Annotated in this window: 19 protein-coding genes, 1 tRNA gene and 1 pseudogene; 9 read left to right on the top strand and 12 right to left on the bottom strand. The window is 70.4% G+C overall.

Annotation, left to right across the window (positions count from 1 at the left end):
* Positions 1-237 precede the first annotated feature (237 nt).
* Both A3IG_RS0116130 and A3IG_RS0116125 read left to right on the top strand, forming a co-directional pair.
* Entirely contained in the window at positions 238-825 is a 588-nt protein-coding gene (locus A3IG_RS0116130) for a methylated-DNA--[protein]-cysteine S-methyltransferase (protein ID WP_018384612.1), read from the top strand.
* Positions 826-954: 129 nt separating this feature from the next.
* Complete coding sequence (locus tag A3IG_RS0116125) at positions 955-3,657, top strand: penicillin acylase family protein (RefSeq protein ID WP_018384611.1); 2,703 nt, start codon at positions 955-957, stop codon at positions 3,655-3,657.
* Between the two features lie 141 nt (positions 3,658-3,798).
* On the opposite strand, the gene A3IG_RS0116120 is transcribed toward A3IG_RS0116125, so the two are convergent.
* Entirely contained in the window at positions 3,799-4,374 is a 576-nt protein-coding gene (locus tag A3IG_RS0116120) for a 5-formyltetrahydrofolate cyclo-ligase (protein ID WP_018384610.1), read from the bottom strand.
* Positions 4,375-4,509: 135 nt separating this feature from the next.
* Here A3IG_RS0116120 and galU point away from each other — a divergent pair, with 135 nt between their 5' ends.
* The 7 genes and pseudogenes from galU to A3IG_RS0116085 all read left to right on the top strand — a co-directional run bounded on the left by galU (position 4,510) and on the right by A3IG_RS0116085 (position 10,086).
* A complete protein-coding gene (gene galU, locus A3IG_RS0116115) occupies positions 4,510-5,415 on the top strand; it encodes a UTP--glucose-1-phosphate uridylyltransferase GalU (RefSeq protein ID WP_018384609.1) in 906 nt (301 codons plus the stop codon).
* Positions 5,412-6,707 (top strand): molybdotransferase-like divisome protein Glp, encoded by a 1,296-nt coding sequence (gene glp / locus A3IG_RS0116110; protein ID WP_018384608.1) that lies wholly within the window; start codon positions 5,412-5,414, stop codon positions 6,705-6,707. The genes galU and glp overlap by 4 nt, the downstream gene beginning before the upstream one ends.
* 121 nt (positions 6,708-6,828) lie before the next feature.
* Positions 6,829-7,308: pseudogene (moaC, locus tag A3IG_RS29975) on the top strand (cyclic pyranopterin monophosphate synthase MoaC); the annotation flags it as partial.
* A gap of 167 nt (positions 7,309-7,475) precedes the next feature.
* On the top strand, positions 7,476-7,982 hold the full coding sequence (locus tag A3IG_RS0116100) for a MogA/MoaB family molybdenum cofactor biosynthesis protein (protein WP_018384606.1): 507 nt from the start codon (positions 7,476-7,478) through the stop codon (positions 7,980-7,982).
* Complete coding sequence (locus A3IG_RS0116095) at positions 7,979-8,590, top strand: GNAT family N-acetyltransferase (protein ID WP_078500568.1); 612 nt, start codon at positions 7,979-7,981, stop codon at positions 8,588-8,590. Before A3IG_RS0116100 ends, A3IG_RS0116095 begins: the two co-directional genes overlap by 4 nt.
* A gap of 159 nt (positions 8,591-8,749) precedes the next feature.
* Entirely contained in the window at positions 8,750-9,922 is a 1,173-nt protein-coding gene (sepX, locus tag A3IG_RS0116090; RefSeq protein WP_018384604.1) for a divisome protein SepX/GlpR, read from the top strand.
* 90 nt (positions 9,923-10,012) lie between these two features.
* A tRNA-Ala gene (locus A3IG_RS0116085) sits at positions 10,013-10,086 on the top strand.
* Between the two features lie 235 nt (positions 10,087-10,321).
* Here the strand turns inward: A3IG_RS0116085 and A3IG_RS0116080 are convergent.
* From A3IG_RS0116080 to A3IG_RS0116030, 11 genes are all read right to left on the bottom strand, one after another.
* Positions 10,322-10,870, bottom strand: coding sequence for a hypothetical protein (locus tag A3IG_RS0116080; RefSeq protein ID WP_018384603.1), 549 nt, complete (start codon positions 10,868-10,870; stop codon positions 10,322-10,324).
* Positions 10,871-10,934: 64 nt separating this feature from the next.
* A complete protein-coding gene (locus tag A3IG_RS0116075) occupies positions 10,935-11,162 on the bottom strand; it encodes a hypothetical protein (protein WP_018384602.1) in 228 nt (75 codons plus the stop codon).
* A gap of 758 nt (positions 11,163-11,920) precedes the next feature.
* On the bottom strand, positions 11,921-12,271 hold the full coding sequence (locus A3IG_RS29970; protein WP_018384601.1) for an SMI1/KNR4 family protein: 351 nt from the start codon (positions 12,269-12,271) through the stop codon (positions 11,921-11,923).
* Positions 12,261-12,812, bottom strand: coding sequence for a hypothetical protein (locus A3IG_RS29965; RefSeq protein WP_051087520.1), 552 nt, complete (start codon positions 12,810-12,812; stop codon positions 12,261-12,263). The genes A3IG_RS29970 and A3IG_RS29965 overlap by 11 nt, the downstream gene beginning before the upstream one ends.
* A 1,317-nt stretch (positions 12,813-14,129) precedes the next feature.
* A complete protein-coding gene (locus A3IG_RS0116060) occupies positions 14,130-14,783 on the bottom strand; it encodes a hypothetical protein (RefSeq protein WP_040911644.1) in 654 nt (217 codons plus the stop codon).
* Positions 14,780-14,932 (bottom strand): hypothetical protein, encoded by a 153-nt coding sequence (locus A3IG_RS34285; RefSeq protein WP_018384597.1) that lies wholly within the window; start codon positions 14,930-14,932, stop codon positions 14,780-14,782. Before A3IG_RS34285 ends, A3IG_RS0116060 begins: the two co-directional genes overlap by 4 nt.
* A 62-nt stretch (positions 14,933-14,994) precedes the next feature.
* On the bottom strand, positions 14,995-19,230 hold the full coding sequence (locus A3IG_RS0116050) for a CHAT domain-containing protein (protein ID WP_026220314.1): 4,236 nt from the start codon (positions 19,228-19,230) through the stop codon (positions 14,995-14,997).
* Between the two features lie 5 nt (positions 19,231-19,235).
* Positions 19,236-20,120: a hypothetical protein gene (locus tag A3IG_RS0116045; protein WP_018384595.1), complete on the bottom strand. Its 885-nt coding sequence runs from the start codon at positions 20,118-20,120 to the stop codon at positions 19,236-19,238.
* 610 nt (positions 20,121-20,730) lie between these two features.
* Entirely contained in the window at positions 20,731-21,549 is an 819-nt protein-coding gene (locus A3IG_RS0116040) for a GNAT family N-acetyltransferase (protein WP_018384594.1), read from the bottom strand.
* Between the two features lie 108 nt (positions 21,550-21,657).
* A complete protein-coding gene (locus A3IG_RS0116035) occupies positions 21,658-22,074 on the bottom strand; it encodes a GNAT family N-acetyltransferase (protein WP_018384593.1) in 417 nt (138 codons plus the stop codon).
* A gap of 177 nt (positions 22,075-22,251) precedes the next feature.
* Positions 22,252-23,877 carry an ABC-F family ATP-binding cassette domain-containing protein gene (locus A3IG_RS0116030; protein WP_026220312.1) on the bottom strand — a complete coding sequence of 542 codons (1,626 nt, stop codon included), beginning with the start codon at positions 23,875-23,877 and terminating at the stop codon, positions 22,252-22,254.
* Positions 23,878-23,903 lie beyond the last annotated feature (26 nt).

The following is a 23,903-nucleotide window of genomic DNA, read 5'->3' as shown; positions in this document are numbered from 1 at the left end:
GGATCTCACCCGGTCTGGCTCCAGGGCGGACGAAGGAAGCCCAGCTCAGAACCGGGTTCGCTGCCCTTTCGCGCGTGCGAGTAAGCCGTCCGATTTCCGCTAGGAACCACCGGGGGAACGGTCCAGAGTTGCTGGTGGCGCCGTGGTGACGGCACCCGACCGGCCGTGCGCCGGACATGAACCCACCCCGGCGGGCACCGCTGCCCGCCACCAGCACCATGCGGAGGGACCCGACCCGTGACCGTCATCCACACCACCGTTCCGAGCCCGGTCGGCGAGCTGCTGCTGGTGGGCGAGGAGTGCGCCGCGGCCCCCGGCGGCACCGCGCTCGCCGCGGTCAGCGTGCCCGGACAGAAGGGGGGCGCGGTCGTCCAGGACGACTGGGTCCACGCCCCCGACGCGTTCACCGAGATCGCCGCCCAGCTCGCCGAGTACTTCGCCGGGCGGCGGACCCGCTTCGACTTCGTCCCGGTGCCCACCGGAACCGAGTTCCAGCAGCGGGTGTGGGGCGCGGTGGACGACATCCCCTACGGTTCCACCCGCAGCTACGGCGAGGTCACCGCGACCATCGGCGCCCCCCGCGGCGCGACCCGGGCGGTGGGGGCCGCGGTCGGAGCCAACCCCCTGTCCATCCTCCGGCCCTGCCACCGGGTGGTCGGCGCCGACGGCGCGCTGACCGGCTACGCGGGCGGGCTCGCCCGGAAGCGACAACTCCTGTTGCTCGAGGGCGCCACCCGGATCGTCGCCGGCGCGCCCCCGGTGCCCCCGGAGCACTCGAACGCCCAGGTCCAAGCGGGTTTCGCCGGACGTTCCCCGAGCCGTTGAACCGGCGCTTCCACCGGCTCTCCCGGATGGCCCAGCGCGGTCGGAACGGGACGCGGTGTCACCGCCCTTCGCGAATCGGCCTAGTGTTGCTCCAGCAACGGCCCCCGTGAAGGACCTCGAAGGACAGCGATGCCCGCCAAGAAGAAGTTCCGACGCTCCCGGCTCATTCTGATCGGGTTGGCCGTCCTGCTGGTCGTCGGCGTGGCCGGCGGGAGCTTCTGGAGCGTGCGCACCGTGCGGGCCTCCTTCCCGCAGACCACGGGCCAGTTGGAGCTCCCGGGCCTGTCCGCGCCGGTCGACGTCAAGCGGGACGGCAAGGGCGTCCCGCAGATCTACGCCGACACCAACGAGGACCTGTTCATGGCGCAGGGCTTCGTCCAGGCGCAGGACCGCTTCTGGGAGATGGACGTCCGGCGGCACATCACCGCGGGCCGGCTCTCGGAGATGTTCGGCGACGGGCAGGTGGAGAACGACGCGCTGCTGCGCACCCTGGGCTGGCAGCGCGTGGCGCAGCAGGAGTACGACACCAAGCTCTCCGACGAGACCAAGCGGTACCTCGAGGCCTACACCAAGGGTGTCAACGCGTACCTGAGCGGACGCAGCGGTTCCGAACTGTCACTGGAGTACGCGGTCCTCGGGCTGACCAACGACTACCGACCGGAGCGTTGGACACCGGTGGACTCCGTGGCCTGGCTCAAGGCGATGGCCTGGGACCTGCGCCGCAACATGCAGGACGAGATCGACCGCTCGCTGATGACCACCCGGCTGAACCTGAAGCAGATCAACCAGCTCTACCCGGCCTACCCGTACGCGCGGAACGAGCCGATCGTCTCCGAGGGCGGGGTCGACCCCTCCACCGAGGAGTTCGACCCGGAGTACGACCCCGAGGACGGAGAGGGCGACGACGGGTCGGGGTACTCCTCGATGACGGCGAGGGCGGAACTGGCGACCGTCGCCGACAAGCTGGAGGAACTGCCGTCGATGCTCGGCCCCTCGGGCAGCGGCATCGGCTCCAACTCCTGGGTGGTCGCCGGTGAGCACACCACCACGGGGAAGCCGCTGCTGGCCAACGACCCGCACCTGGCCCCGTCGATACCCTCGGTGTGGTACCAGATGGGCCTGCACTGCCGGGACTTGGACGACGACTGCGACTTCGACGTCGCCGGGTTCACCTTCGCCGGGCTGCCCGGCGTGGTCATCGGCCACAACGGTGAGATCGCCTGGGGGTTCACCAACCTCGGAGCCGACGTCACTGACCTGTACCTGGAGAAGGTCGAGGGCGACACCTACGTCTACGGCGAGGACAACCGCAGGTTCACCACCCGCCGGGAGAAGATCGTGGTCGCCGACGGCAAGGACCGGACGATCACCATCCGGTCCACCGTCCACGGCCCCGTGGTCTCCGACCGCGAGGACGAACTCGCCCAGGTCGGCCAGGACGCCCCCGCCCCCGACGCGGCCCCGGACCGCAAGGACGGCTACGCCGTCTCGTTGAAGTGGACCGCCCTCAAACCGTCCAAGACCATGGACGCGGTGTTCGCACTCAACCGGGCGACCGACTGGGAGTCCTTCCGCAAGGCCGCCCGCGGCTTCGCCGTCCCCTCGCAGAACATGATCTACGCCGACCGGGAGGGCAACATCGGCTACCAGGCCCCCGGCGAGGTGCCGGTACGCGGCAAGGACCTGGACGGGCGCTACCCCGCGCCCGGCTGGGACCCGGAGGCGGACTGGCAGGGCACCATCCCGTTCGACGCCATGCCGTACGAGTACAACCCGGAACGCGGCTACATCGTCACCGCCAACCAGGCGGTGGTGGACAAGGACTACCCGTACCTGCTCACCTCCGACTGGGGCTACGGCACCCGCAGCCAGCGGATCAACAAGATGATCCAGGGCAAGCTCAAGGGCGGCGGCAAGATCTCCATGGACGACATGCAGTCCATGCAGCTCGACAACAGCAGTGAGATCGCCAAGTTGCTGGTCCCGTACCTGCTGGACATCAAGATCAAGAGCGACTACGTGCGCGACGCCCAGGACCTGCTGCGGGACTGGGACTACCAGCAGGACTCCGACTCCGCGGCAGCCGCCTACTTCAACGCGGTGTGGCGCAACCTGCTCCAGATCACCTTCGGCCAGCGGATGCCGAAGGAGGTACGCCCCGAGGGCGAGTGCCTCAACGTGCCCCCGGTGAAGGGCGCGGGACCGGTGGACGACCTCGACGACGAACCACGACTCGTCCGCGAGTGCGGCGAGCGCGACCCCGACGTGGCCCAGCCCGATGGCGGGGACCGCTGGTCCGAGGTGGTCCGCAAGATCCTGCCCCAGGAAAAGAACCCCTGGTGGAACACCGCCAAGGAGTCCGACGACGAGAAGACCACGCGGGACGACGTGCTGCGGCGGGCCATGCGGGACGCCCGCTGGGAGATGACCGCCAAACTGGGCAAGGACATCTCCACCTGGAGCTGGGGCCGGCTCCACAAGCTCCAGCTACGGAACCAGACGTTGGGCACCGACGCCCCCGGCGTGGTCAAGTGGCTGTTCAACCGCGGGCCCTACCAGCTCGGTGGGGGAGAGGCCGCGGTGGACGCGACCGGCTGGAACGCGGCGGGCGGCTACGACGTGGTGTGGGTCCCGTCGATGCGCATGGTGGTGAACCTCGACGACTTCGACAAGTCCCGCTGGATCAACCTCACCGGGGCCTCGGGCCACGCCTACCACGCCCACTACAACGACCAGACGGCCCTGTGGCAACGCGGAGAGCTGCTGCCCTGGGCCTTCACCAAGAAGGCCGTGGACGACGCCACGGTGGACTCCCTGGTGCTCGTCCGCTGAGCCACGACCGGCCGGGGCAGCGAGGGCCTAGCCCCGGCCGGGACACCACGGGCACGCCCACCGCGCCCGCCGCGAGCCGGGGAACGGCGCCCCCAGGGGCCACCCACCGCTCAGGGCCGGCCACCCACCGCTCAGGGCCGGTCAGCCACCGGCCGCGGACGGGAAACGGGTGACCCCCCGCGGCGTCACCACAGCCGTCACCGGACGGTCGTGCCGCTCCGCCGGAACGTGGTCCACGATCTCGTCCGGGTAGAGCAGGAGCAGCAGCGGGACCCGCCGCCCCGCCCGGTCCAGACGGGCCAGCGCCCGGTCGTAGGACCCGCCGCCGCGCCCCAGGCGCACCCCGCGCCGGTCCACCGCGAGCCCCGGGAGCAGCACCGCGTCGGCCTCGGTGACCGCGTCCACCCCGAGCCCCGGACCGGCCGGTTCCAGCAGGCCGTGCGGGGTCCGCCGCAGGCCGTCCGCCCCCGCGTACTCCGCCCAGTCCAGGTCGTGGTCCGCCCGCAGCACCGGCAGCAGCACCCGGGCCCCGCGCACCCGCAGCGCTTCGAGCAGGGACCGGGTGCCCGGCTCGGTGCCGATCGCGGCGTACCCGGCCACCGTCCGGGCCCTGACCAGTTCCGGCAGCCCCAGGGCATGGGTCAGCAGCGCGCGCTCCGCCTCCTGCCGTTCATCCGGCGTCCGCCCGCTCCTCGCATCCAGTACGGCGCGCCGCAAGGCGGCCTTACTACCGTCTGACGTTCCGCCGGAACGCTCATCGGATCCTGCCCTCATCGCTCGCTTATGCCTCCATATCGGATTGATCGCGTTGTTTACAGCGGATGCACAGAAACACCCGTTAGTGTGCCGGGCATGACCCTCTTTCGCTCCCGCATCAGCAAGGCCGTCGTTCCCGCGGCCGGCCTCGGTACGCGTTTCCTCCCCGCGACCAAGGCCACGCCGAAGGAGATGCTTCCGGTCGTCGACAAACCCGCCATCCAGTACGTGGTCGAGGAGGCGGTGGCCGCAGGACTGCCCGACGTCCTGATGGTCACCGGCCGGAACAAGCGTCCGCTGGAGGACCACTTCGACCGCAACTACGAGCTCGAGGAGCAGCTCGCCCGCAAGGGGGACGAGAGCAAGCTCGCCCGGGTCCAGGAGTCCAGCGACCTCGCCGCCATACACTATGTTCGCCAGGGCGACCCCAGGGGCCTTGGCCACGCGGTGCTGTGCGCCGAGCCGCACGTCGGGGACCAGCCGTTCGCGGTGCTCCTCGGCGACGACCTGATCGACCCCAGGGACCCGCTGCTCACCCGCATGATCGAGGTGCAGGAACGGCTCGGGGGGAGCGTGATCGCACTCATCGAGGTGGACCCCTCGCAGATCCACCTGTACGGCTGTGCCGCGGTGCGGGCCACCGAGGAGGACGGCGTGGTGCGGGTCACCGACCTCGTGGAGAAGCCCGGCCCCGGGGAGGCGCCCAGCAACTACGCGGTGATCGGCCGTTACGTCCTGGACCCGGGCGTGTTCGGCGAGATCAAGCAGACCCAGCCCGGCCGGGGCGGGGAGATCCAGCTCACCGACGCGCTGCGGATGCTCGCCCAGCGCACGGACCAGGGCGGCCCGGTGCACGGCGTGCTGTTCACCGGCCGCCGTTACGACACCGGGGACCGCGGTGACTACCTGCGTGCCATTGTCCGTCTGGCGTGCGAACGTGAGGACCTGGGACCGGACTTCCGGTCCTGGCTGCGGACGTTCGTCGCGGAGGAGATGACGTGAGCCAGCAGGGTGCCACGCGGGACCGGATCTGGTCGGTGGACGAGCACATTGAGGACATCCTGGGGGCGTTGACCCCACTGGAGCCCTTGGAGCTGAACATCCTCGACGCCCAGGGCTGCGTCCTGGTGGACGACGTTCCCGTGAGCACCCCGCTGCCGCCGTTCGACAACAGCTCCATGGACGGCTATGCCGTGCGCACGGCCGACACCGAAGGAGCGAGCTGGCAGTTCCCCGCCGTGCTGGAGGTCGTCGGCGACATCGCCGCCGGCACCGCCGAGACGGTTCGGGTGGCTCCCGGTCAGTGCGTGCGGATCATGACCGGTGCACCGGTTCCGCCGGGTGCCGAGGCGGTCGCCCCGGTGGAGTGGACCGACGGGGGCACCGGCAGCGGCCCGGTCAACGGCATGCCGGCGTACCGGGCAGCCCCCGAGGGCGCGGCCGGGGAGCTGCGGATCTTCCGCCAGGTCCCGCAGGGCGCGCACATCAGGCGGCGCGGCAGCGACGCCTCCCCGGGGGAGCCCGCCCTGGCGGCCGGCACGGTGCTCGGCCCGCCGCAGATAGCCCTGCTCGCGGCGATCGGCCGGAGCACGGTCAGGGTCCGGCCGCGTCCGCGGGTGGTGGTGATCTCCACCGGAAGCGAGCTCGTCCAACCGGGGCAGACGCCCGGGCCCGGACAGATCAACGACTCCAACAGCTTCGCCCTCACCGCCGCGGCCAGGGACGCCGGCGCCGTCGCCTTCCGGGTGGGGGCCGTGCCGGACGACCCGGACACGCTGCTGGACACCATCTCCGACCAGCTCGTCCGCGCCGACCTGATCGTCACGAGCGGCGGGGTCAGCGTGGGCGCCTACGACGTGGTCAAGGAGGTCTTCGCCGAACTGGGCACGGTGGACTTCCGCCGGCTGGCCATGCAGCCGGGCAAGCCCCAGGGCTTCGGGCGCATCGGTCCGGACGGCACGCCGCTGTGCGCCCTCCCGGGGAACCCGGTGAGCGCCTACGTGTCGTTCGAGCTGTTCGTCCGCCCGGCGATCCGCGCCCTGATGGGCGTCAGCCCGGTGCGCCGGCCGGTCGTCACCGCCCGGCTCGCTGGGGAGGTGGCGTCCTCGCCGGAGGGCAAGCGCCAGTTCCTGCGGGCCCGGTACCGGCCGGAGCAAGCAGAGGTCACCCTGGTGGGAGGCGCAGGCTCCCACCTCGTCGCCGCGCTGGCCAGGGCCAACGCACTGCTGGTGGTGCCCGAGAAGACGACCTCGCTGGACGCGGGGGCCGAGGTCCAGGTCATCCCGCTGGACTGAGTCCGGTCCGGCCGCGCCGCCGTGCGAGAACACCACGATCGGGTTCCGACTCCGTACCCGCGCGGTCCGGGCCGAGGCACGGGAGTACCGTACTTGCGCTGACACGGCCCACGGGAGAGCGATGAGCACGGGCAAGGACGAGTACCTGACCCATATCGACGCGACGGGCGCGGCCCGGATGGTGGACGTCTCGGAGAAGGAGGCGACCGTGCGCACCGCACGCGCCTCCGGCCGGGTCCGCGTCTCACCCCGCGTGGTGGAGTTGCTGCGCGGCGAGGGCGTTCCCAAGGGCGACGCCCTGGCGGTCGCCCGGATCGCCGGCATCATGGGCGCCAAGCGCACCCCGGACCTGGTCCCCCTCTGCCACCCGCTGGCGCTCTCCGGGGTGACGGTGGACCTCGCGGTCACCGACACGGCGGTGGAGATCACCTCCACGGTGCGCACCACGGACCGCACCGGCGTGGAGATGGAGGCGTTGACCGCCGTCACCGTGGCCGCCCTCACGGTGGTGGACATGGTCAAGGCGGTGGACAGGGCCGCGGTGATCGAGGCCGTCCGGGTGGACGAGAAGACCGGCGGCAGATCGGGCGAGTACCGCAGGGCCGACGCCGTGGCTCCCCGGAGCGCCTCCACGGCCCCTTCCCCCCAGTCCGCCGGGGAGGCCGGACCGGGTTCCGACACCGCCCGGACCCCCGAGGGCCTGGAGGACCCCGAGGCCCTCGGAGTCCCCGGCGCCCCGGTCCCGGACGCCAGTGAGGGGGCCGGGCGGTGACCGCGCCGCGTGCCCTGGCCGTGACCGTCTCCAACCGTGCCTCCGCCGGGGTCTACGAGGACCGGGGAGGCCCACTGCTGGTGGCCGGCCTGGCCTCGATGGGTTTCGCGGTCGACGGTCCCCGGGTGGTGCCGGACGGGGAGCCGGTGGAGGCGGTGCTGCGTGAGGCGGTCGCGGCGGGTTACGACGTCGTCCTCACCACCGGCGGCACCGGCATCTCACCGACCGACCGCACCCCGGAGATGACCCGTCGGGTGGTGGACTTCGAGATCCCCGGGATCGCCGAGGCGATCCGGGCCGCCGGTCGGGCCAAGGTGGTGACCGCGGTGCTCTCCCGGGGTGTCGCCGGAGTGGCTGGGGCCACCGTGGTGGTCAACCTCCCGGGGTCCACCGGCGGGGTCAAGGACGGACTCGCCGTCCTGGCGCCGCTGCTGCCGCACGCCGTGGACCAGGTACACGGCGGTGACCACCCCGAGTCGATGAGTCCGGGGAGACCGAGCTGAACGCCTCCTGGCCGGTGGAACTGGCGGAGGGCGTGGTCGCCCTCCGCCCCATCAGGGTGCGCGACCAGCGCGCCTGGCGAGAGGTGAACCAGCGGAACCGGGACTGGCTGCGCCCGTGGGAGGCCACCGTTCCTCCGCACTCCGGTGGTCAGGCGTTGCGCCCCACGTACCGGCAGATGGTGCGCCACCTGCGGACCGAGGCGGCGGCAGGGCGCATGCTGCCGTTCGTGGTGACCTACGAGGGCAGACTGGTCGGTCAGCTCACCGTGGCGGGGATCACCTGGGGGTCGATGTGCTCCGCACACATCGGCTACTGGGTGGACCAGGCGGTCGCCGGCCGCGGGGTGATGCCCACGGCGGTGGCCCTGACGGTGGACCACTGCTTCAGCACCCTGGGGCTGCACCGGATCGAGGTCTGCATCCGCCCGGAGAACCTGCCCAGCCGCCGGGTGGTGGAGAAGCTGGGCTTCCGCGAGGAGGGGCTGCGGCCCCGGTACCTGCACATCGACGGGGGCTGGCGGGACCACCTCGCGTACGCCCTGACCGTTGAGGACGTACCGGAGGGGCTGCTCAGCCGGTGGCGGCAGGCCAACACCTCACATAAATAAGATGAGCGTTCGAATTCTTTCGAAGACTGCCCCTTCTGGCCCATTCTTGAGCGGACCATCGCACCAGTCGCAAAAAAAGCTCGATGTATCAGCCAGATCGTGCGACACACCGTGTGAAATCGCTGTTGGCCCATCGTCAGGGCCCCTACGGTGTGAGGCGTGAGCAGCAGCGGCCTCATCTACGCAGTCATCGTGGGGGCCTGGGCTGCCTACCTGGTGCCGATGTGGCTCCGTAGGCAGGACGAACTCAACGAAGCACGTCCGACGGAACGCTTCAGCACAGCCATCCGCCTCCTGTCGGGGCGGGCGGCCATGGAGCGCCGTTACGCCCGGAACCCCAGCGACCTCCCCGACGCCGAGGACGCCGCGCCCCACTCGGACGCCGCCTCCGACCCCGACGACCCGAGCCCGGCGGGCCCCCCGGCCAACGAGCCGGCCACGGCCGACGCCGCACACCCCGACGGCCAGGTCGACGTGCGGGACCTGGCCGTACCGGTGCGCGCCAGGCAACCACAGCCCGGGTACGCCGGCGGCACCCGCCGCGACCGGGTCCTGGCCCGTCGCCGCAGGACCACCGTGGTGCTCTTCCTGACCTTCACCGCGGGGGCCGTCGCCGCCGCCATCGTCGGCCTGAAGCTGCTGTGGCTGCCCGCCGTCCCCGGGGTGCTGCTCACCGCCTACATCGCCTACCTGCGCCGCCAGGAGCGACGCCGTTACGCGATAAGGCTCGACCAGCGGGCCGCCGCCGAGGCCGCCCGACGCCTGCGCGACCGGGCCCCGCGGCGGGCCGCCCCCCCGGCCGCGTCACCCCCTCCCGCCGCCTCCCCCTCCCGCTCGACGCACCCCCCGCACCCGCCGTACAACCAGGCGGAACGGCCGGCCCCCGCGGAGCAGAAGCACCCCACGGCGGCGGAGCAGGAGGCCCGCCGTGCCGTGGTCGAGGAGACCGACCACGCCGAGTGGGTGGACGGCCAGCGCACCACCGCCGACCAGGACGGCTGGGAGCCGGTCCCGGTGCCGCTGCCCACCTACGTCACCGCCCCGGTCGCCCCCCGCAGCACGGGGAACGTCGACCTCAGCGCCCCAGGCACCTGGAGCTCCGGCCGCGCCACCGACGCCCCCGCCCGGGACCCCCAGGCGTCCCACCCCGCGTCCCCGTCCGCGCAGCAACCCGGCGCCCCGGGCACCGCCGCCCAGCCCACCCCGTCGGCGCCGCCCGCGACCCCCCGGCGCCCCCGCCCCGACCTGGCCCGCCGCGCCCGCGAGCGGGGCCGGACCCCGCTGTTCGACCAGTACGCCGACGAGGACCGCCCCCGCGCCGCCAACGAGTGACCGCCGGAACGAGGGGGGCTACAGGCCCGCGCGCCCCAGCGAATACGATTAACGAGCACCCTGCCCGGGGTGCTAGTCTTTCTTCCCGTTGGGCCTGTAGCGCAGCCCGGTAGCGCACCTCGTTCGCATCGAGGGGGTCAGGGGTTCAAATCCCCTCAGGTCCACCTTTGGACAGTTCTCGAGTAGCTCTCGAGAATCGTCACGAGATCCCGTTCAGCCGAGAGGCTGGGCGGGATCTCGGCGTTTGTGGGGTGTGTTCGAGGTGGCGTCCGAACGCGGACGGGGCTCAGGACGATTGCCCGGCGGAGGATCTGCCTGGGGTGCGGGGTGGTTCGGGTGCGTGAGAGGCGTCGGAGCTGCTGCTGGGCGTGCTTGAGCTCGTCGTGACGTGCTGGGGCGTTACGTGCTCGTGTGGACCATCGTTGGCGGCTGGGGTGTGGAGAGCCCGTTCGCGGCGAGGGAACCCGGAGCCGTTTTCGAGGGCGCCGCGATCACATCGGCAGGATCCTCGTTTGCTGTGGTGCCGACGGTCTGGTCCCAGGTGAACAGCATCTGCAGGTTGGCGCTGCAGACCATCAAGGCGAGGAGGATGGTCTGCGCGACGCGGCCGTGGGCGAGCCGCTTGCTGGGGTCGGCGATGTTGATGCCGTGGCTCTTGAGCCTCCCGTTCGCTCCCTCGATGTTGGCCCGTTCGGGCCGGTAGGCGTCCTGCCAGCTGGGGTGGAGGTAGTGCCGGTCCTGGCGGAACTTGTCGCTCTTGCCCAGGTCCCCGGGCCGGACCGTGTTCGTCGGTTTCCGGCAGATCCGCGGCAGCTCCTTCTTGGGCAGCGGTCGCAGGCGTTCGGCCTGCGGGATGGGCACGGTCGGTTTGGCCGCGGTGTGTGCGGCGGCGGCCCGCCGGTCGGTGAGATCGACGGGAACAGGTCGCGGTGCGAGGATCTGGTGCACCGCCGAGTCGATTGGTAGTCCCTCGGCGGTGCCACCTGAAACGCCGCACGCTCGCGGCCCCGGTTCACTCCCGAGCATCCCCCTGCTGCTGTTCACTGGCATTGGCCGGAGCGATCGCGAACCAGGCTGTCGGGCCCTCCACCACGCGGCCCTCCTTCACCAGCCGCTTCAGCCGGGATCGAGTGGTCTCCACCCGCCGACCCTTCGATGTGTCCGAGGCGTCCTCACCGATCGCCGCGGCGATGTCCTGCACCTTCATCGCCCGACCAGCCCCCGCCAGCAGCACCAGCATCTGCTCACGCGCCTCTTCCCAATCCAACGGGCCGGCAGACGCGGACCTGCTGAACGTACTTCTGCATCAGCAGGCTGGGAATCGGGGGCAGGGTCATTCGCCACTGGTTCGTCTGCGGGGGCCTCTGGTGGCTCTTGCATGGCGTCGTCGTCTTGGTCGGTGTACTCCTCGCCGACCAGGGACAACAGCGTTTCCCGTGTGATCGTCAGGTGAGCCAGCCGCTCCTCGGCCACCGCGACCTTCTCGCGCAGCGCGGCCAACTCGCCGCGAACGATTACCTCTTCCTGATCCAGACGCTTAAACAGTGGCGCCATACCGGCCTACCTTCACTTGCCGACCCCAGGGCCACGATGGCACTCCAAGCCCCAGCCGAACATAGGGTTCGCCCTAGCAAGATCGCAGAGGGTGACCGCAGATGCCCCCAAGTGACCGCATGTGATCGCCTTGCGTTCGCGCTCCAGCCGCGGGCAACACTCATTCACACCGTAGAGTCGGAACATGCCGACTGAAGACAGCCGGGCCTCACTGCCAAGCACTGGCAGGACTGCACGGACGTGTTCTTTCGTTCCCGTCGCAGATGCCAAAACCGAGCGTTCGACCGTCTCTACGGCCGCTCACTCGAACCGGCTGTGAGGCTGAATGCCCTTCACGAAAGCCCGGAGGTCTGCCGCGAGCGGCAGTTCTACGCCGGAGTCGGTGTTGAACCAGGTCACCGACGGGTCCCCCAACGCGCCGCAGGGCTGGTAGTGGAGACCAATTCAGTAATGACCGTCACCAGACAGCAGCACGACTGGAGACGGCAGTCCCCACTCCTCCACCAGGTACGGAGTGTCCAGCAGCGACAAGCCGTGTCCGCGAGTGCCGATCCCCATCAACTCGGGCAACGGGATGTGGTCCTCGCTCCACGAAGTTGGCTGACTGGTCGGAAAGGCGTCCCGGTCGGCCTTTACGCCGCCGCCGTTTTGCACACGCAGAAGGTCGAGCAGTGATTCGGGGAGTCGAAGCCCGGGGACTTGATCCGCGTCGGTGACGGTTGCTTGGGTCAAGGCAGGCTGGACACCGTAGGTATCTCCGCTCCAGAAGGACGCGTTGATCTCATCAAACTTCATCGCCCCCTCCGTTCGGGGCGTCTTGGCGAATCAGCTGGTCAAGCTCTTCGGCCGAGTCGGCGGCGAGGCGGTAGATGCCCTGGAGGCTCGTTGCACGGATCAGGCGCCCATCCTCGACGTGCTTGAGCAGTCGCTCGCCCCGGCGGGATGTGTACGTCAGCCGCTCCAGGAGGCCCCCGGGGACGACCGTGTCGAACCTGAGCGGGGCACCTGGCGGCCCGATGAGCACTTCGGTGACACACCCGGTCTTGAGCGGGCGCCAGTCCAGCAACTTCACGTAGTCATCATCGGGAAGCGCCGAGCCGGCGTCCTCGTAGGGGACGATGCGAGCTACCTCCAGCACCCCCAGCACATGGAGACGGGTGCGGTTGGCTCGCACGGGGTAGATGTGGTCGCCAGGCTGCACCCCCGCGCGCTGGAAGCTCGGCAGCGACTGGTGCGGCCCCCCGAACAGCATCGTCAGCCGTCGACCGGCATAGCCGGACCGCTCAAGCTCTCGGCACAAGTCGTTGGTCCACAACGTCGTGTATGAGTTCGACACGCCAGCACGGTAGCCGGTGCCCTCTGACAGGCACGGCCCCAGACCGGTGTCAGTACGTGGTGGCATGCTCGCGGTTTCCAGCACTGTTTCCCGCACGATAGAAGCGACCTCTGACAGCAGGCGCGAGTCCGTACTGGTTGAGTTGGGGGCAGGTGGTCAGGGGATTCGTAGGGTGGCGCAGGTGAACGTCGTGTCCTGGAGTAGCGCTGGCGTGATGTGCGAAGTGCGGCGCTCAGCTGACCCGCGACCTTCAGGAGCTACCAGAGGTCCCTGACGCCCGCGTAGCCGACACGGACCGCGACCACAAAACCCGGTTGGCACCGTCGACCGTGCCCATGGGGTCCTACGCCATCGACCCGAAACCATGGGGCGCCCCCTTTGTGCGACCGTCGGCGCACGACGTCGAACCTGATGCAGCCGGGAATCGGGCTCTTCTTGTGCCGCCCGAGCTGGACGGAGCGGTCTCCACTGGCCCCAGGAACTTGGTGATCGTGCATCCGAACGACGTGCCGAGCCTCCGTCTGGCCGGCGAGCTGGGCATACATCGCGGATGCTGCGGGCCGTTGGGAACAGGAGGCCGCAACATGGCGTGCGCCTGTGGAACCCTCGTGGCAACCCTTGCCGCGGACTGTCTCGGGCCCCATGAACTGCACCTCGACCCCAGCCGTGTGTACGCCTACGACACCGAACCCAAGGCGTGACCTCAGCTCCCTCGTCACCCTGGGCCTCACCCCCTGCGGTACTGACTCACCGGGCTGGCCCGAGGGCCAGCCGCCCGGTCGAAACGCGGAACGATCTTCAACAGGGCAGGGCGACGACCGAGACTACGCGGATGGGAGCGGCCCAGCGGGTGGTCTGCGGTGGGTGAACATGGTCGAGGAGGACGCCTTCCCGCGCCAGACGAAGGCCAACGCCAGCATGGCCGTGCGGGCGGGCCGTCTTCGAACGGGGGAAGAAGAGGATGTCGAGGTAGGTCCGGGCAGCACGTGAGGGGACGGACGGGGCAGATCCGGTTGGGATCTCTCGGGCAGACAGCGTTCGAACTGCGCCCGCGTAGCGGTGTGCCCTGCTCGGGGTCGGCGAAGTCGAGAGCGGTCAGCGCGCGGTTCCCTCGCCGGCAGACTCGTTCCGTTCGCAGGCCCACCGGCCGTACCGGCCCGCCAGGAACTCGGTGACGGGAGCGATCGCCAGCGATCCTCGCGAGCGACCTCGGCGCTGGGCAGCAAGGGCGCGACGCTCGCTCGGGTCGGTAGGCGTCCAGTCAGGGGTGCTCAGGCCGCCCACGGGCGCCCGGCGCGGGGGTGCGGCAGAGGCCAGTCAACTGTTTCCGGTGATGACGAGGAACCCCACCGAGCCGACCGTGACGAGCGCGACTCCCGCCAGACACCAGCGTCGAGCCCTGTGCAGTGCCACCTGGATCTGCCACACGTGCGCCATGGAAAGCAGCCAGCGCTCGAGGGGGGCAGCGCGAGCGACGTTGGCTCGGGCGCGCTCCAGGTGGCGGCGCCACACCTCGCGTCGCCGGGGATCGCTCTCGGAGAGCATGGCGCGATAGATGTTCACGGCGACGGCCCGATGGCTCAGCAGGTCGTTCACGCTGGTGGCGGCAGTGCCGAAGAAGTCAGCCGGGGCCCTGTCGATCATCTCGCGCAGGCTTCGAAGAGCCGGTGTGTCAAGCGTGGCGGGCGTGGTGATCTGCGGTTCCAACACCCGGCTCACCTGCCAGATGGCTACACTCACCCCCGTCAGGGCGACGAGCAGTGAAACGCCCGCGCACAATGCCTCCGCGACGCCGTGTATCCGGCCGACGGCGACGAGAGGGCCGCCGCCGATCAAAGTGGCGCCGACTGCTCCGAAGGCAGCGAGCATCCAGCGCGCCGCGGCCCGCAGATCAGGAACGGCTTCCAGCGGTGAGGGCAGTGCGTCGAACGGCGGACCTGTGCCGTTGTCGTCGGGCGCCGCGGTCGTCATCGCCGATCGTCGTCCCGGGTCACCCCCAGAGGCCAGTCACTTGGGTCTGACTCGATGTCGAGATACGGCTCCCAGACATCACCGTTGAAGCGCTCCAGGTCGCCGTTCTCACGCTGCCGCACGGCGTTGATCTGCGGCCTTTCCTCCATGGCTGCTGCGTCCTCCTTGTCGGGCGTTGTTCCGGTTCGTGCCGACAACACTCGTAGAAACACTACGCGTTGGTCTCTTCGACGTTGCCGATGTGGTGCAACACCATGCGCACCACGGCGCGCTGCGTCGCGTCGTTCAGTCGCGTCAGCAGACCGCTGTCGCGGCTGCCGGCGACGATGTCGTTCAGGACCGAGGCCATGGGCGCGAGGACGGGGTCGCCGGCGTAGCCAGCCAACGCTTCCCGGCTCGCGACAGCCGTCTCCGTATGCCCGGTGGCGGTGGCGACGATGTTGCCGAGCGCCAGGCCGAGAGGCATCGCCGGCCACAGATCAGTGTCTGTACTCGCTGGATCCACCAGGGCGTCCTGGGCCCGCATGGCGACGGAGGCGTCGAGCGGGCCGAGCCCAGCGAGGAGGTGCGGCCCCCGCTCACCGTCGTAGATCCGGCGCAGCACCGCGGGCAGCTCCGCGAACTGCGGGTCGAAGTTCTCCAGAACGATGAGGCGCTTCCGGAACTGTATGTAGGCCGCCGTGTTGCCGCGGGCGGCCGCGACGAGGGCGGCGACCACCGGATCCCAGATCACGGCCCACACTGCTTCCCTGATGCCCCGCTTGGCGAAACGGTCTGCCAGCCGGCGTGCTTCGACCACCAGGTTCGTCAAAGTGTCGCGCAGTTGGGTCGGGTGGGGTGCCAACTGCCGCAGGAGGCCGTCGAGCCGCACGCCGGGGACCTGGCCGGCCAGCTCGGACAGCCCCTCTGGGGCGGTGGGCGGCTCGGCTGCCTGTCCGAACTCGTGCAGGTCGTCCGCGAGAGCCTGCACGGCACTGGTGGCGATGCTGCTGGTCAGCCGGCCCAACAGCGCAGCGGCCAGGTGATGGGCCGCCGCTTGCGCGCCGTCCCTGGCGTGCTCGTGCAGATAACTGCCCAGATTCGCGTGCCCGATCGCGATGAAGGAGGCGTTGCCCGCCAGGTAGGCGTGGCGGAGGGAGTCCTGTGCACGGGCGATGGCGATGTCGCCGTGCCCCCGCAGGTGCTCGACGTTGCCCAGGGCGCCGAGCACCTCGCCGAGTAGCAGACTGTCAGAGCCAGAGAGGCGCACCCTGCATTCATCCAGCAGGGCGAGCGCCTCGTCGGTCCGCCCGAGCTGTGCCAGTGGCATGTAGGTGGGGAAGCGCGCCTGTGCGAGCTCGGCAGCCGGGGCGCCGCGCGCCTCCTTCGTACGGCACAACTCGGCGTTGTGGTTGAGTGCCTGCTGCCAGCGACCCGTACGAATGGCTGCCCGCTGGGCGGACTCGTGAAGTTCCTCCCACACCTCCCACCAGGACACGCCGTCCTGTTCGGCTCGCTCTCGCGGTACCGGCTCGATCCGGCGGAGCAGTTCGGCCGCCTCGGTCAGCGCCTGCTCCGCGTGCTGCGACTCAGCCAGCACATGAACCCGCTGGACCTCGCTGTGAAGACGCGCCCACGGACCGAGCCCCGCCTGCCGTGCACAGTCAATCTGGACATCGGCGAGTTCGAGGGCTTCCTTCAGGCGACCCGTCCGCACACACAATCGGAGCAGGCTGCCCGCGGCAGCGGCCGCCCCCGAGCAGTCCGCCTCGGAACGCGCCTTCTCCAGTTTGATGCGGGCCTGCTTCGCCGCCTCCTCGGGTCTGAGTACTTCGAGCACCAGGTCGAGAGCCCCGGAGAGGGGCTGGCCGCCGGACGTGGCCCGTAGGCTGGCAAGCTGACGCAGCAGCGGGTTCACCAGGGCGATGGTGGACCGCGACGGGTCCCCGCGGAGCACCGCCTCGAGAAGTACCTCGGCCGTCAGCAACTCGTTCTGGCGCGCCAGATAGGGCGCGGCGGACAGCCCGGCTCGTGCGATCAGTGGACCGGCCAGGTGCGCCCGTTCCGTGTCGGTTCCCTCTCGTTGCCACGCCATCCGGAACACCGTGACCCAGTACGCGGCCAGCCGCTTGTCGATCACGGCGCGAAAGCTGCCGCCGGCCAGGTCGCGACCCGTGGCGGCGAGCTCAGCCTGGATGTCGTAGAACGTCGAGGAGCGGCGCGGCGTCAGCAGACCGCGCTCCGCCAGCGCCCGCAGGCCTGCGTCCGGTGGTGCCTCGCCATGGCGGAGTTGCGCGCGCAGCTCCGGCCAGTTCTGCTCCACGGTCGGATGCGTACGGTCGGTGGGCTCCAGGCAGCACAGGAAGGAGAACAGATTGCGGTGCTCCGGCAACAGGTCGTGGACGATGGCGCCGGTCCAGGCGCGCATCACGTGCCGCAACTGGTCATTGCCTCCGGCACTCTCCAGTGCCCGTCCGTCGGCCGCCGGCGAGGTGAGCCGGCCAGGCTCGCCGCACAGGCCGTCGGCCAGCTCCAGCAACTGAGGGTGTCCCTGCGCGTCTTCCAGGAGTTTCCGGGCGAGTCGGGGTGCGGCTCCGGCCTTACCGGACGGCCCGCTGTTCAGCAGGCTGGCGAAGTGCGGCAGCTCCCGGGTCAGCAGTGTGCTCTCGTCGCGGGAGAGCAGACCAACGGGTTCGATGAGCAGACCTGGTGGAAGGGCGCGCGGGGACCTGCGACCGGTCACGATCAGCCGTCCGGCTCCCCCTGGCCCGGCCAGGGCGTCCAGCAGCCGCCCCCACCGCTGGTCCCGCCAGCCGTTGTCGCCGTCAAGCAGCGGATCGATACCGTCGATGACGAGCAGGAGCCGGCGACGGTCCATGCAGGTGGCGAGCCGGGCGAGCAGTTCCCCGAAGCGGTCGGCGTCCGCCAGGAGGTCGACGCAGCGCAACTCGGGCACAGCCTGCTCCATGGCCAGGGCCAGTTCCGCGAGGGTGCTGTCGGGGGCCGGCTCCAGTGCCGATGCGCGCGTGGCCTGGAACCAGACAACCTTCTCGAAGTCGTGTCCGTGGGTGTCCGCCAGCTCCGCGGCACACGAGGTCTTGCCCACACCGGGCATCCCCCGCAGCAGCACACCGCGATACCCACCGCGCCGTGCCAGTGCCGCGCCTGCCCGTGCCATCAGGGCGACACGGCCGACGAACCGCTCCGGCACGGGCGGCGTCCGGGTAAACGCCCCCGGTGCCGTGGACAGTGCGTCTGGTGGTGCCTCGCTGCGACCGGACGGCTTCGCGATGTGCGGGGCGGGCATCACAAGTTCAGCCGCTCGCGTACCGAAGAGCACCGGCGTCGCTGATTGCAGCGCTTCAGGCACACCGCCCCGCCGCTCCCTCGCGAGTTCCACGAGCGTGCGGGCCAGGGCCTCCGGCAATGGCTGCCCGTGGAGGATCAGCCGCGGATAGAGCTGCTCTGCCAGGTCGATCGCAAAGTCGTCGATCACCGGATACCGCATCGCCAGCACCGCGCACCCCAGCCGGTCGACAACCGTGCTCGCGATCGCGCCGACCGGGTGGGCCGCCTGCACCGTGTCACTCGCCGGATCGCCCTGGTCGGGCAGCTCGAGGAGTCTGTGCTGCTCACGTACCGCTCCCGAGGCCGACCAGCACGCCGACAGCGTCACGAGGCTGACGCCGCGCGCCGTCCCGAGCAGTTCCGCCAGATCGCTCGCCGAGACCCGGTCGGTCCGCCCCGACTCCGTCTCCAGCAGCAGTTCACCCGGTGTCCCATGTCCGGAGATGTGGATCAGGTCCCAGCCCTCGGGCCGCGCCAGCACGGACCGGAGCCGGTCGCGGGTCACGCCGTACTGCAGACCGTGGAACTCGATCCCACGCCCCGTCCGGGCAGCCTCGGCGAAGCGCCGGTGGAGCGTCTGCCGTTCGCGGCGCAGATTCAGCGCCCTGCTGTCCTCCGGCAGGCTGAACAGCGCAAGAATCCGCACTGGTCGCCGGCCTCGCGGCATCGGCTCATCGACGGGACGTACCGCCTCATGGACGTGCTGCCACACCAGCGTCACGTGTCGCAGAGCGAGGGGCCGTCCCCCCACCCACGCGAGCTCAAGGGGCCAGTTCTGCAGGCCTGGCGCATCCGCGGGCACCACGACCTGGACGACGGCCGGAGCTGCCGCACACAACGCGTCCGCGACCGGTCCCAGGACCTCCTCGCGAAGCCACCTGCCCGCGTCGCGGACGATCTCTGCCTCTCGTATCCTGAGCAGGTCCGGTGCGGCATGGCGCCGGAGATATCGCGGGAGATCCAGGGACGCCTCGTACTGCGGGCTGTTCGGATCCAGCCGCACGTCGTGGCCGGCGAGTGCTCGGCCGCCAGGCCCGGTCAGCGCCCAGCGCCAACGGTTCGGCCCCACGACGTCCTGGGCTTCGAGCCGGAGCGCGACCACCGCCGTCCCCTCCTTCATGGGTCTCAGATCCCGCGCCGGCGCCAGGGTCGGCGCGGCCGAGCGGACCTGAGTGCCCTGCCTAACCTGCGGGCGTGCGTCGGGTACGCGATGCACAGCATGGCCACCGCGGCGGTGAGTTGGGGGCGGAGGTCAGCGAGCGGCCCTTTGGAGTGCAGCGCGACGAGCTTCGCTGCCTGCTCGGTCACCCTCACCGCAACTTCGGGTTCCTCGGCTATGCCCAGGCACCGCAGGTACTGGATGTAGGTGTTGGCGAGTTCCCAGATGCTCAACGGCTCGGCCGGTGTGACCGCCTTCAGCCGAGTCTCAACCGCACGCGACGCAGACAGCGCGGGAGCCCTCAGATCGACGTCGAAGCTCCCTTGGCGAGTGCTCTCCATCAGACGGTGCAACTCCGCGATGGACAGATTGTGGTAGACCGTCCCCAGTGCGCGTAGCGAGCGTGGGCCCGCGGTGATGCTGGTGCCGATCTCGCGTGCGCCCTCGAGGATACGGATGCGTTCAACGGGTTTCCCCGCCGCGGCGGCGGCTTCGGCGAGGTCGCATCGGGCCACGAGCAGCTCCGCCAGTACCGCGTCGACGGCAGGTGACTGCTCGTCGGCGTTCCAGTCCAGCGTCCTTCTGAACGCGGTGTCGAACTCGGCCACTCCCTGCCGACCGGGCCCCAGTGCGCCGGTCGGGTCCCCTGCCGCGTGCAGCGTCATGGACAACCGCCACAGCGCCCGGGCCAGGCCGCGGGTGGCGTCGACATCTGGGTGGTCCCGTGACGCGCCGCGGTACCTGTCCACCAGAGACTGCCACTGGGCGGGCGTCGGGCTGCTCCGCGCGCGATCGATCTGCGCCGCCCGGAGCTGCTCGTACTCGCGGTCCAGTTGCTGGCGTAACCCCATGACACTCCTCCCCCAAGGCGACTGCCCTTGTCTGCGGGGTGACGCAGCTCCGCTGCCGGCGGTCTCGAGGCCCCAGCAGCGAAGTCCAGGGCCTGGAAAGAAGTACGTTTCGGGTTACCGCCACGATGAGCGAAACCTGCCGACTGCCGGGAAACGATCTCCAGTGATCGGGAAACAATCTTCGCGCGGCTTCGGCGCCGCACGGCGACCCATCTCGTGAACCCCCCAGCATTTTCCGACTGTTCCTGGGTACCTTCAAGGCCGAATGGCGAGATCCTGGCTACTTCGGTGATCGCTTGGGATCTTCGTCTTTTTCTGGGACTGCTCGCGGCTGTTCGGGGTGGGGTCGAACTGACCGCGCTCGCGAACCGTCATGGCGACAGCAGGCCGACGACCTCCCGCGGAGCATCGCCTGACCAACGGAACCGGCTACTGCACCGAGCCCGCGAAGAGCCAGGTCACATGTGCGAACCGCGATCACCACCGCGGAACGCTGCCCGGTCCGGGTCGGAGACCTCCCCGGCGGCGTACCGCCCTCGGGCAGTGATCACTTGCGCCTGGAAACGATCTCCAGGTGGCTGAGTCGGGGCTGGCCAGCCGGTACCCGTGCTCAACTGGTGGTTCGGGACGGCGTCCACAGGTATGGCGTGGTGGTGGTGACCGAGCAGAACCCGAGGCGACGCAGGATGGGTGCGCTCTCGTCGGAGGCGTCGACCTGCAGGTACTTCACACCGCGTCCAGCGGCGAGTTGGGCTCGGGCGGCGATGAGAGATCGGTAGATCCCGCGACCGCGGTACGGGGCCAAGGTCGAACCGCCCCGAAGCCCGGCGAAGTCGGTGCCCGGCCTGTAGACCAGCCAGGCGGCAGCGACGACCTCGCCGTCAGCCTCGGCCACCAGAACCGCGGTCTCGTCCGGAGCTGCGGCGATCCGCTGGATCAGGTGGTCGCCGAGCCAGGTCCAGTCGCCACCCCAGACCGCGGAGGCCAGCGCGGCGATCCGGCGCATTTCGTGATCGGCGGCGACGCGACGCAGGACGACCCCCGGCGGTGGTGCCGGTTCCCTGGCGAAGTCAACGGCTCGCCCGACAAGTACCGTCTTCTCTCTTCCTGGGGTGAAGCCGGCTGACTCCAGACAACTGGGGAGTGATGCTGGCTCGTCGTGCCGGTGGGTCCGCCACTCGACTGGGAGGCCACGTTCCGCGAAGAAGTCGCGTTGCCGAGTGATCAGACGCCTCAGGTCGTCGTCGTGCAACTCGATGTGTTGCGGGCCGGTGATCAGCGCCTGGGTCTGTCCCACGACGCGCAGGAGCGGCCCGTCGTCATCGCACCAGACCCCGGCCGACGGGTTCGGGAAGACCCCCCGTAGCTGGTTGTCATAGATCGCCAGCAAGGAATCGCCGGGGTCTGTCAGGCCGTTCACACCACGCATGTGCGCACGCCTCCTGCCCGTTCGCCCGTCTGGAGCGGCACGACTCATCATCAGAGCTGTCATGCAGAGACTCAACACCACAGGGACACGTGGGTTCACGCCACGGAACTAGGTCTGCTCGAAGGTCCACTCGAACATCACCTGCCCGCCCTCCGGCGCGCCCCCGGCCCGGCCGTAGGTCGCCAGTGCCGCGGAGTTGCCCTCGTCGGTGGCGACCCACATGCCGTAGCAGTGGCGTGCGCGCGCCACGTCAGCGAGTGCCAGGGTCAGGGCCCGGCCAACACCGCGCCTACGGAACCGCTCGTCCACCCCCAGCTCGTACAGGAACATCTCGGTCCCCTTGTCCGGGTGTGTCATCTCCACGCCGGTGACCATGCCCGCTGGGACGCCGTCCACGTAGGCGATCAGGAGGTGGTGGCGTGCGTCCGCCAGGAACCGCTCGGTCGCCTCCGGCCGAGGTGGTGCGTCGAACAGGTGCCCAGCGTCCATGACGGCCTCGGCCCGGGTGACGCGGTGGATCTCCATGCGGGGATGATGACAGGTTCCTGCGAGGGGCGAACGGGTTTTCGGCCGAGGTCTCCGCCCGGGGGGGGCAGTGTGGGGGCGTCCTCTGTGGGGGATGCGGGCGCCCGCCGACGGGCGTCCGGGCCGCCGTGCGGCGTTCCACCGCCGGGGCCGGCTGCGGCCCCCGCGCGTGGGCGCTCACCCCGGGCGGGCCACCCGGCCCTCGTGCCAGACCGGTTCGGCGCTCTCGTAGACGCTGCCGTCGGCGCCGAAGACCAGGAAGCGGTCGAAGTCCGCGGCGAACCAGCGGTCGTGGGTGACGGCCAGGACGGTGCCGGAGAACGAGGCGAGGCCCTGTTGCAGGGCGTCGGCGCTCGCCAGGTCGAGGTTGTCGGTGGGCTCGTCGAGGAGGAGCAGGGTGGCGCCGGACAGCTCGAGCAGGAGGATCTGGAGCCTGGCCTGCTGGCCGCCGGACAGGGTCTCGAAGCGCTGCTGTCCGGCCGGGGCGAGCTCGTAGCGGGCGAGCGCGGCCATGGCGTCGTTGAGGGTCAGGGCGTGGGTGCCGGTCACCAGTTCCACCGGGGTGCGCCCGTGCAGGTCGGGACGGGCGTGGGTCTGGGCGAAGTGGCCCGGGACCACGCGGGCGCCGAGGCGGACCGAGCCGCTGTGCCGCACCGAGGGCGTCGCACCGTCCGCGGCCTGCGCCAGCAGCCGCAGGAAGTGGGACTTGCCCGAGCCGTTCGAGCCGAGGACGGCGACGCGTTCCCCGTACCAGATCTCGGTGTCGAAGGGGTGCATGAGGCCGGTGAGTCCCAGGGCCGTGCAGACGACGGCGCGCTTGCCGGTCCGGCCGCCGCGCAGCCGCATCCGGATGTTCTGCCGCTTCGGTGGGCGCTCGGGCGGGCCCGCCTCCTCGAACCTGCTCAGCCGGGTGCGGGCGGCGCGGTAGGCGGAGGCCACCGCGTCGTTGTTCGTAGCGGTCTGCCGAAGGGTGTGCACCAGGCGCTTGAGCTTGGCGTGTTCCTCGTTCCAGCGACGCCGTCGCTCCTCCAGACGCTCGATCCTGTCCTGCCGTCCCTGGGCGTAGGTGGTGAAGCCGGCGCCGTGCACCCAGACGCCGCGTGACTCCACGGTGACGATGCGGTCGGTGGCGTTCGCCAGCAACTGCCGGTCGTGCGACACCAGCAGCACCGTCTTGGCGGTGGCCCGCAACCGTTCCTCCAGCCACTGTTTGGCGGGCACGTCCAGGAAGTTGTCGGGCTCGTCCAGCAGCAGCACCTGGTCCGGGCCGCGCAGCAGGGCCTCCAGTACGAGCCGTTTCTGTTCACCGCCGGACAGGGTGTTCACCGGCCGGTCCCGGACGGCGTCGAAGGGAAGGCCCAGGGCGGCGGTGGTGCAGGTGTCCCAGACCACCTCCATCTCGTAACCGCCGGCGTCGGAGAAGTCGCTGATCGCCTGCGCGTAGGAGAGCTGGGCGTCCTCGTCGCCGCGTGCGGCCAGCGCGGACTCCGTCCGTTCCAGCTCCGCGGCGGCCGAGCGCACCGGGGACGGCGCCACGGACAGCAACAGCTCGTGCAGGGTCCGGCCGTCCCGGACACTGCCGATGAACTGCCGCATCACCCCCAGCCCTCCGGAGTGGGCCACGCGGCCGTCGTCCGGCACCAGGTCGCCGGCGATCAGCCGCAGCAGGGTGGTCTTCCCGGCCCCGTTCGGTCCCACGAGCCCTGCCTTGACCCCCTCGCCGACCCGGAACGACACCTCGTGCAGGAGCAGCCGCCCGTCCGGGAGGACGTGGGTCAGTCGATCCACTTCGACGTGTCCCACCTGCCGCACCGCCTTTCCACCAAGTG

The organism is Wenjunlia vitaminophila DSM 41686 (genome assembly GCF_000380165.1).
GTDB classification, from domain to species: domain Bacteria; phylum Actinomycetota; class Actinomycetes; order Streptomycetales; family Streptomycetaceae; genus Wenjunlia; species Wenjunlia vitaminophila.
Note: the sequence above shows the minus strand (reverse complement) of the source record. Positions and strands in the feature narration are given on the sequence as shown.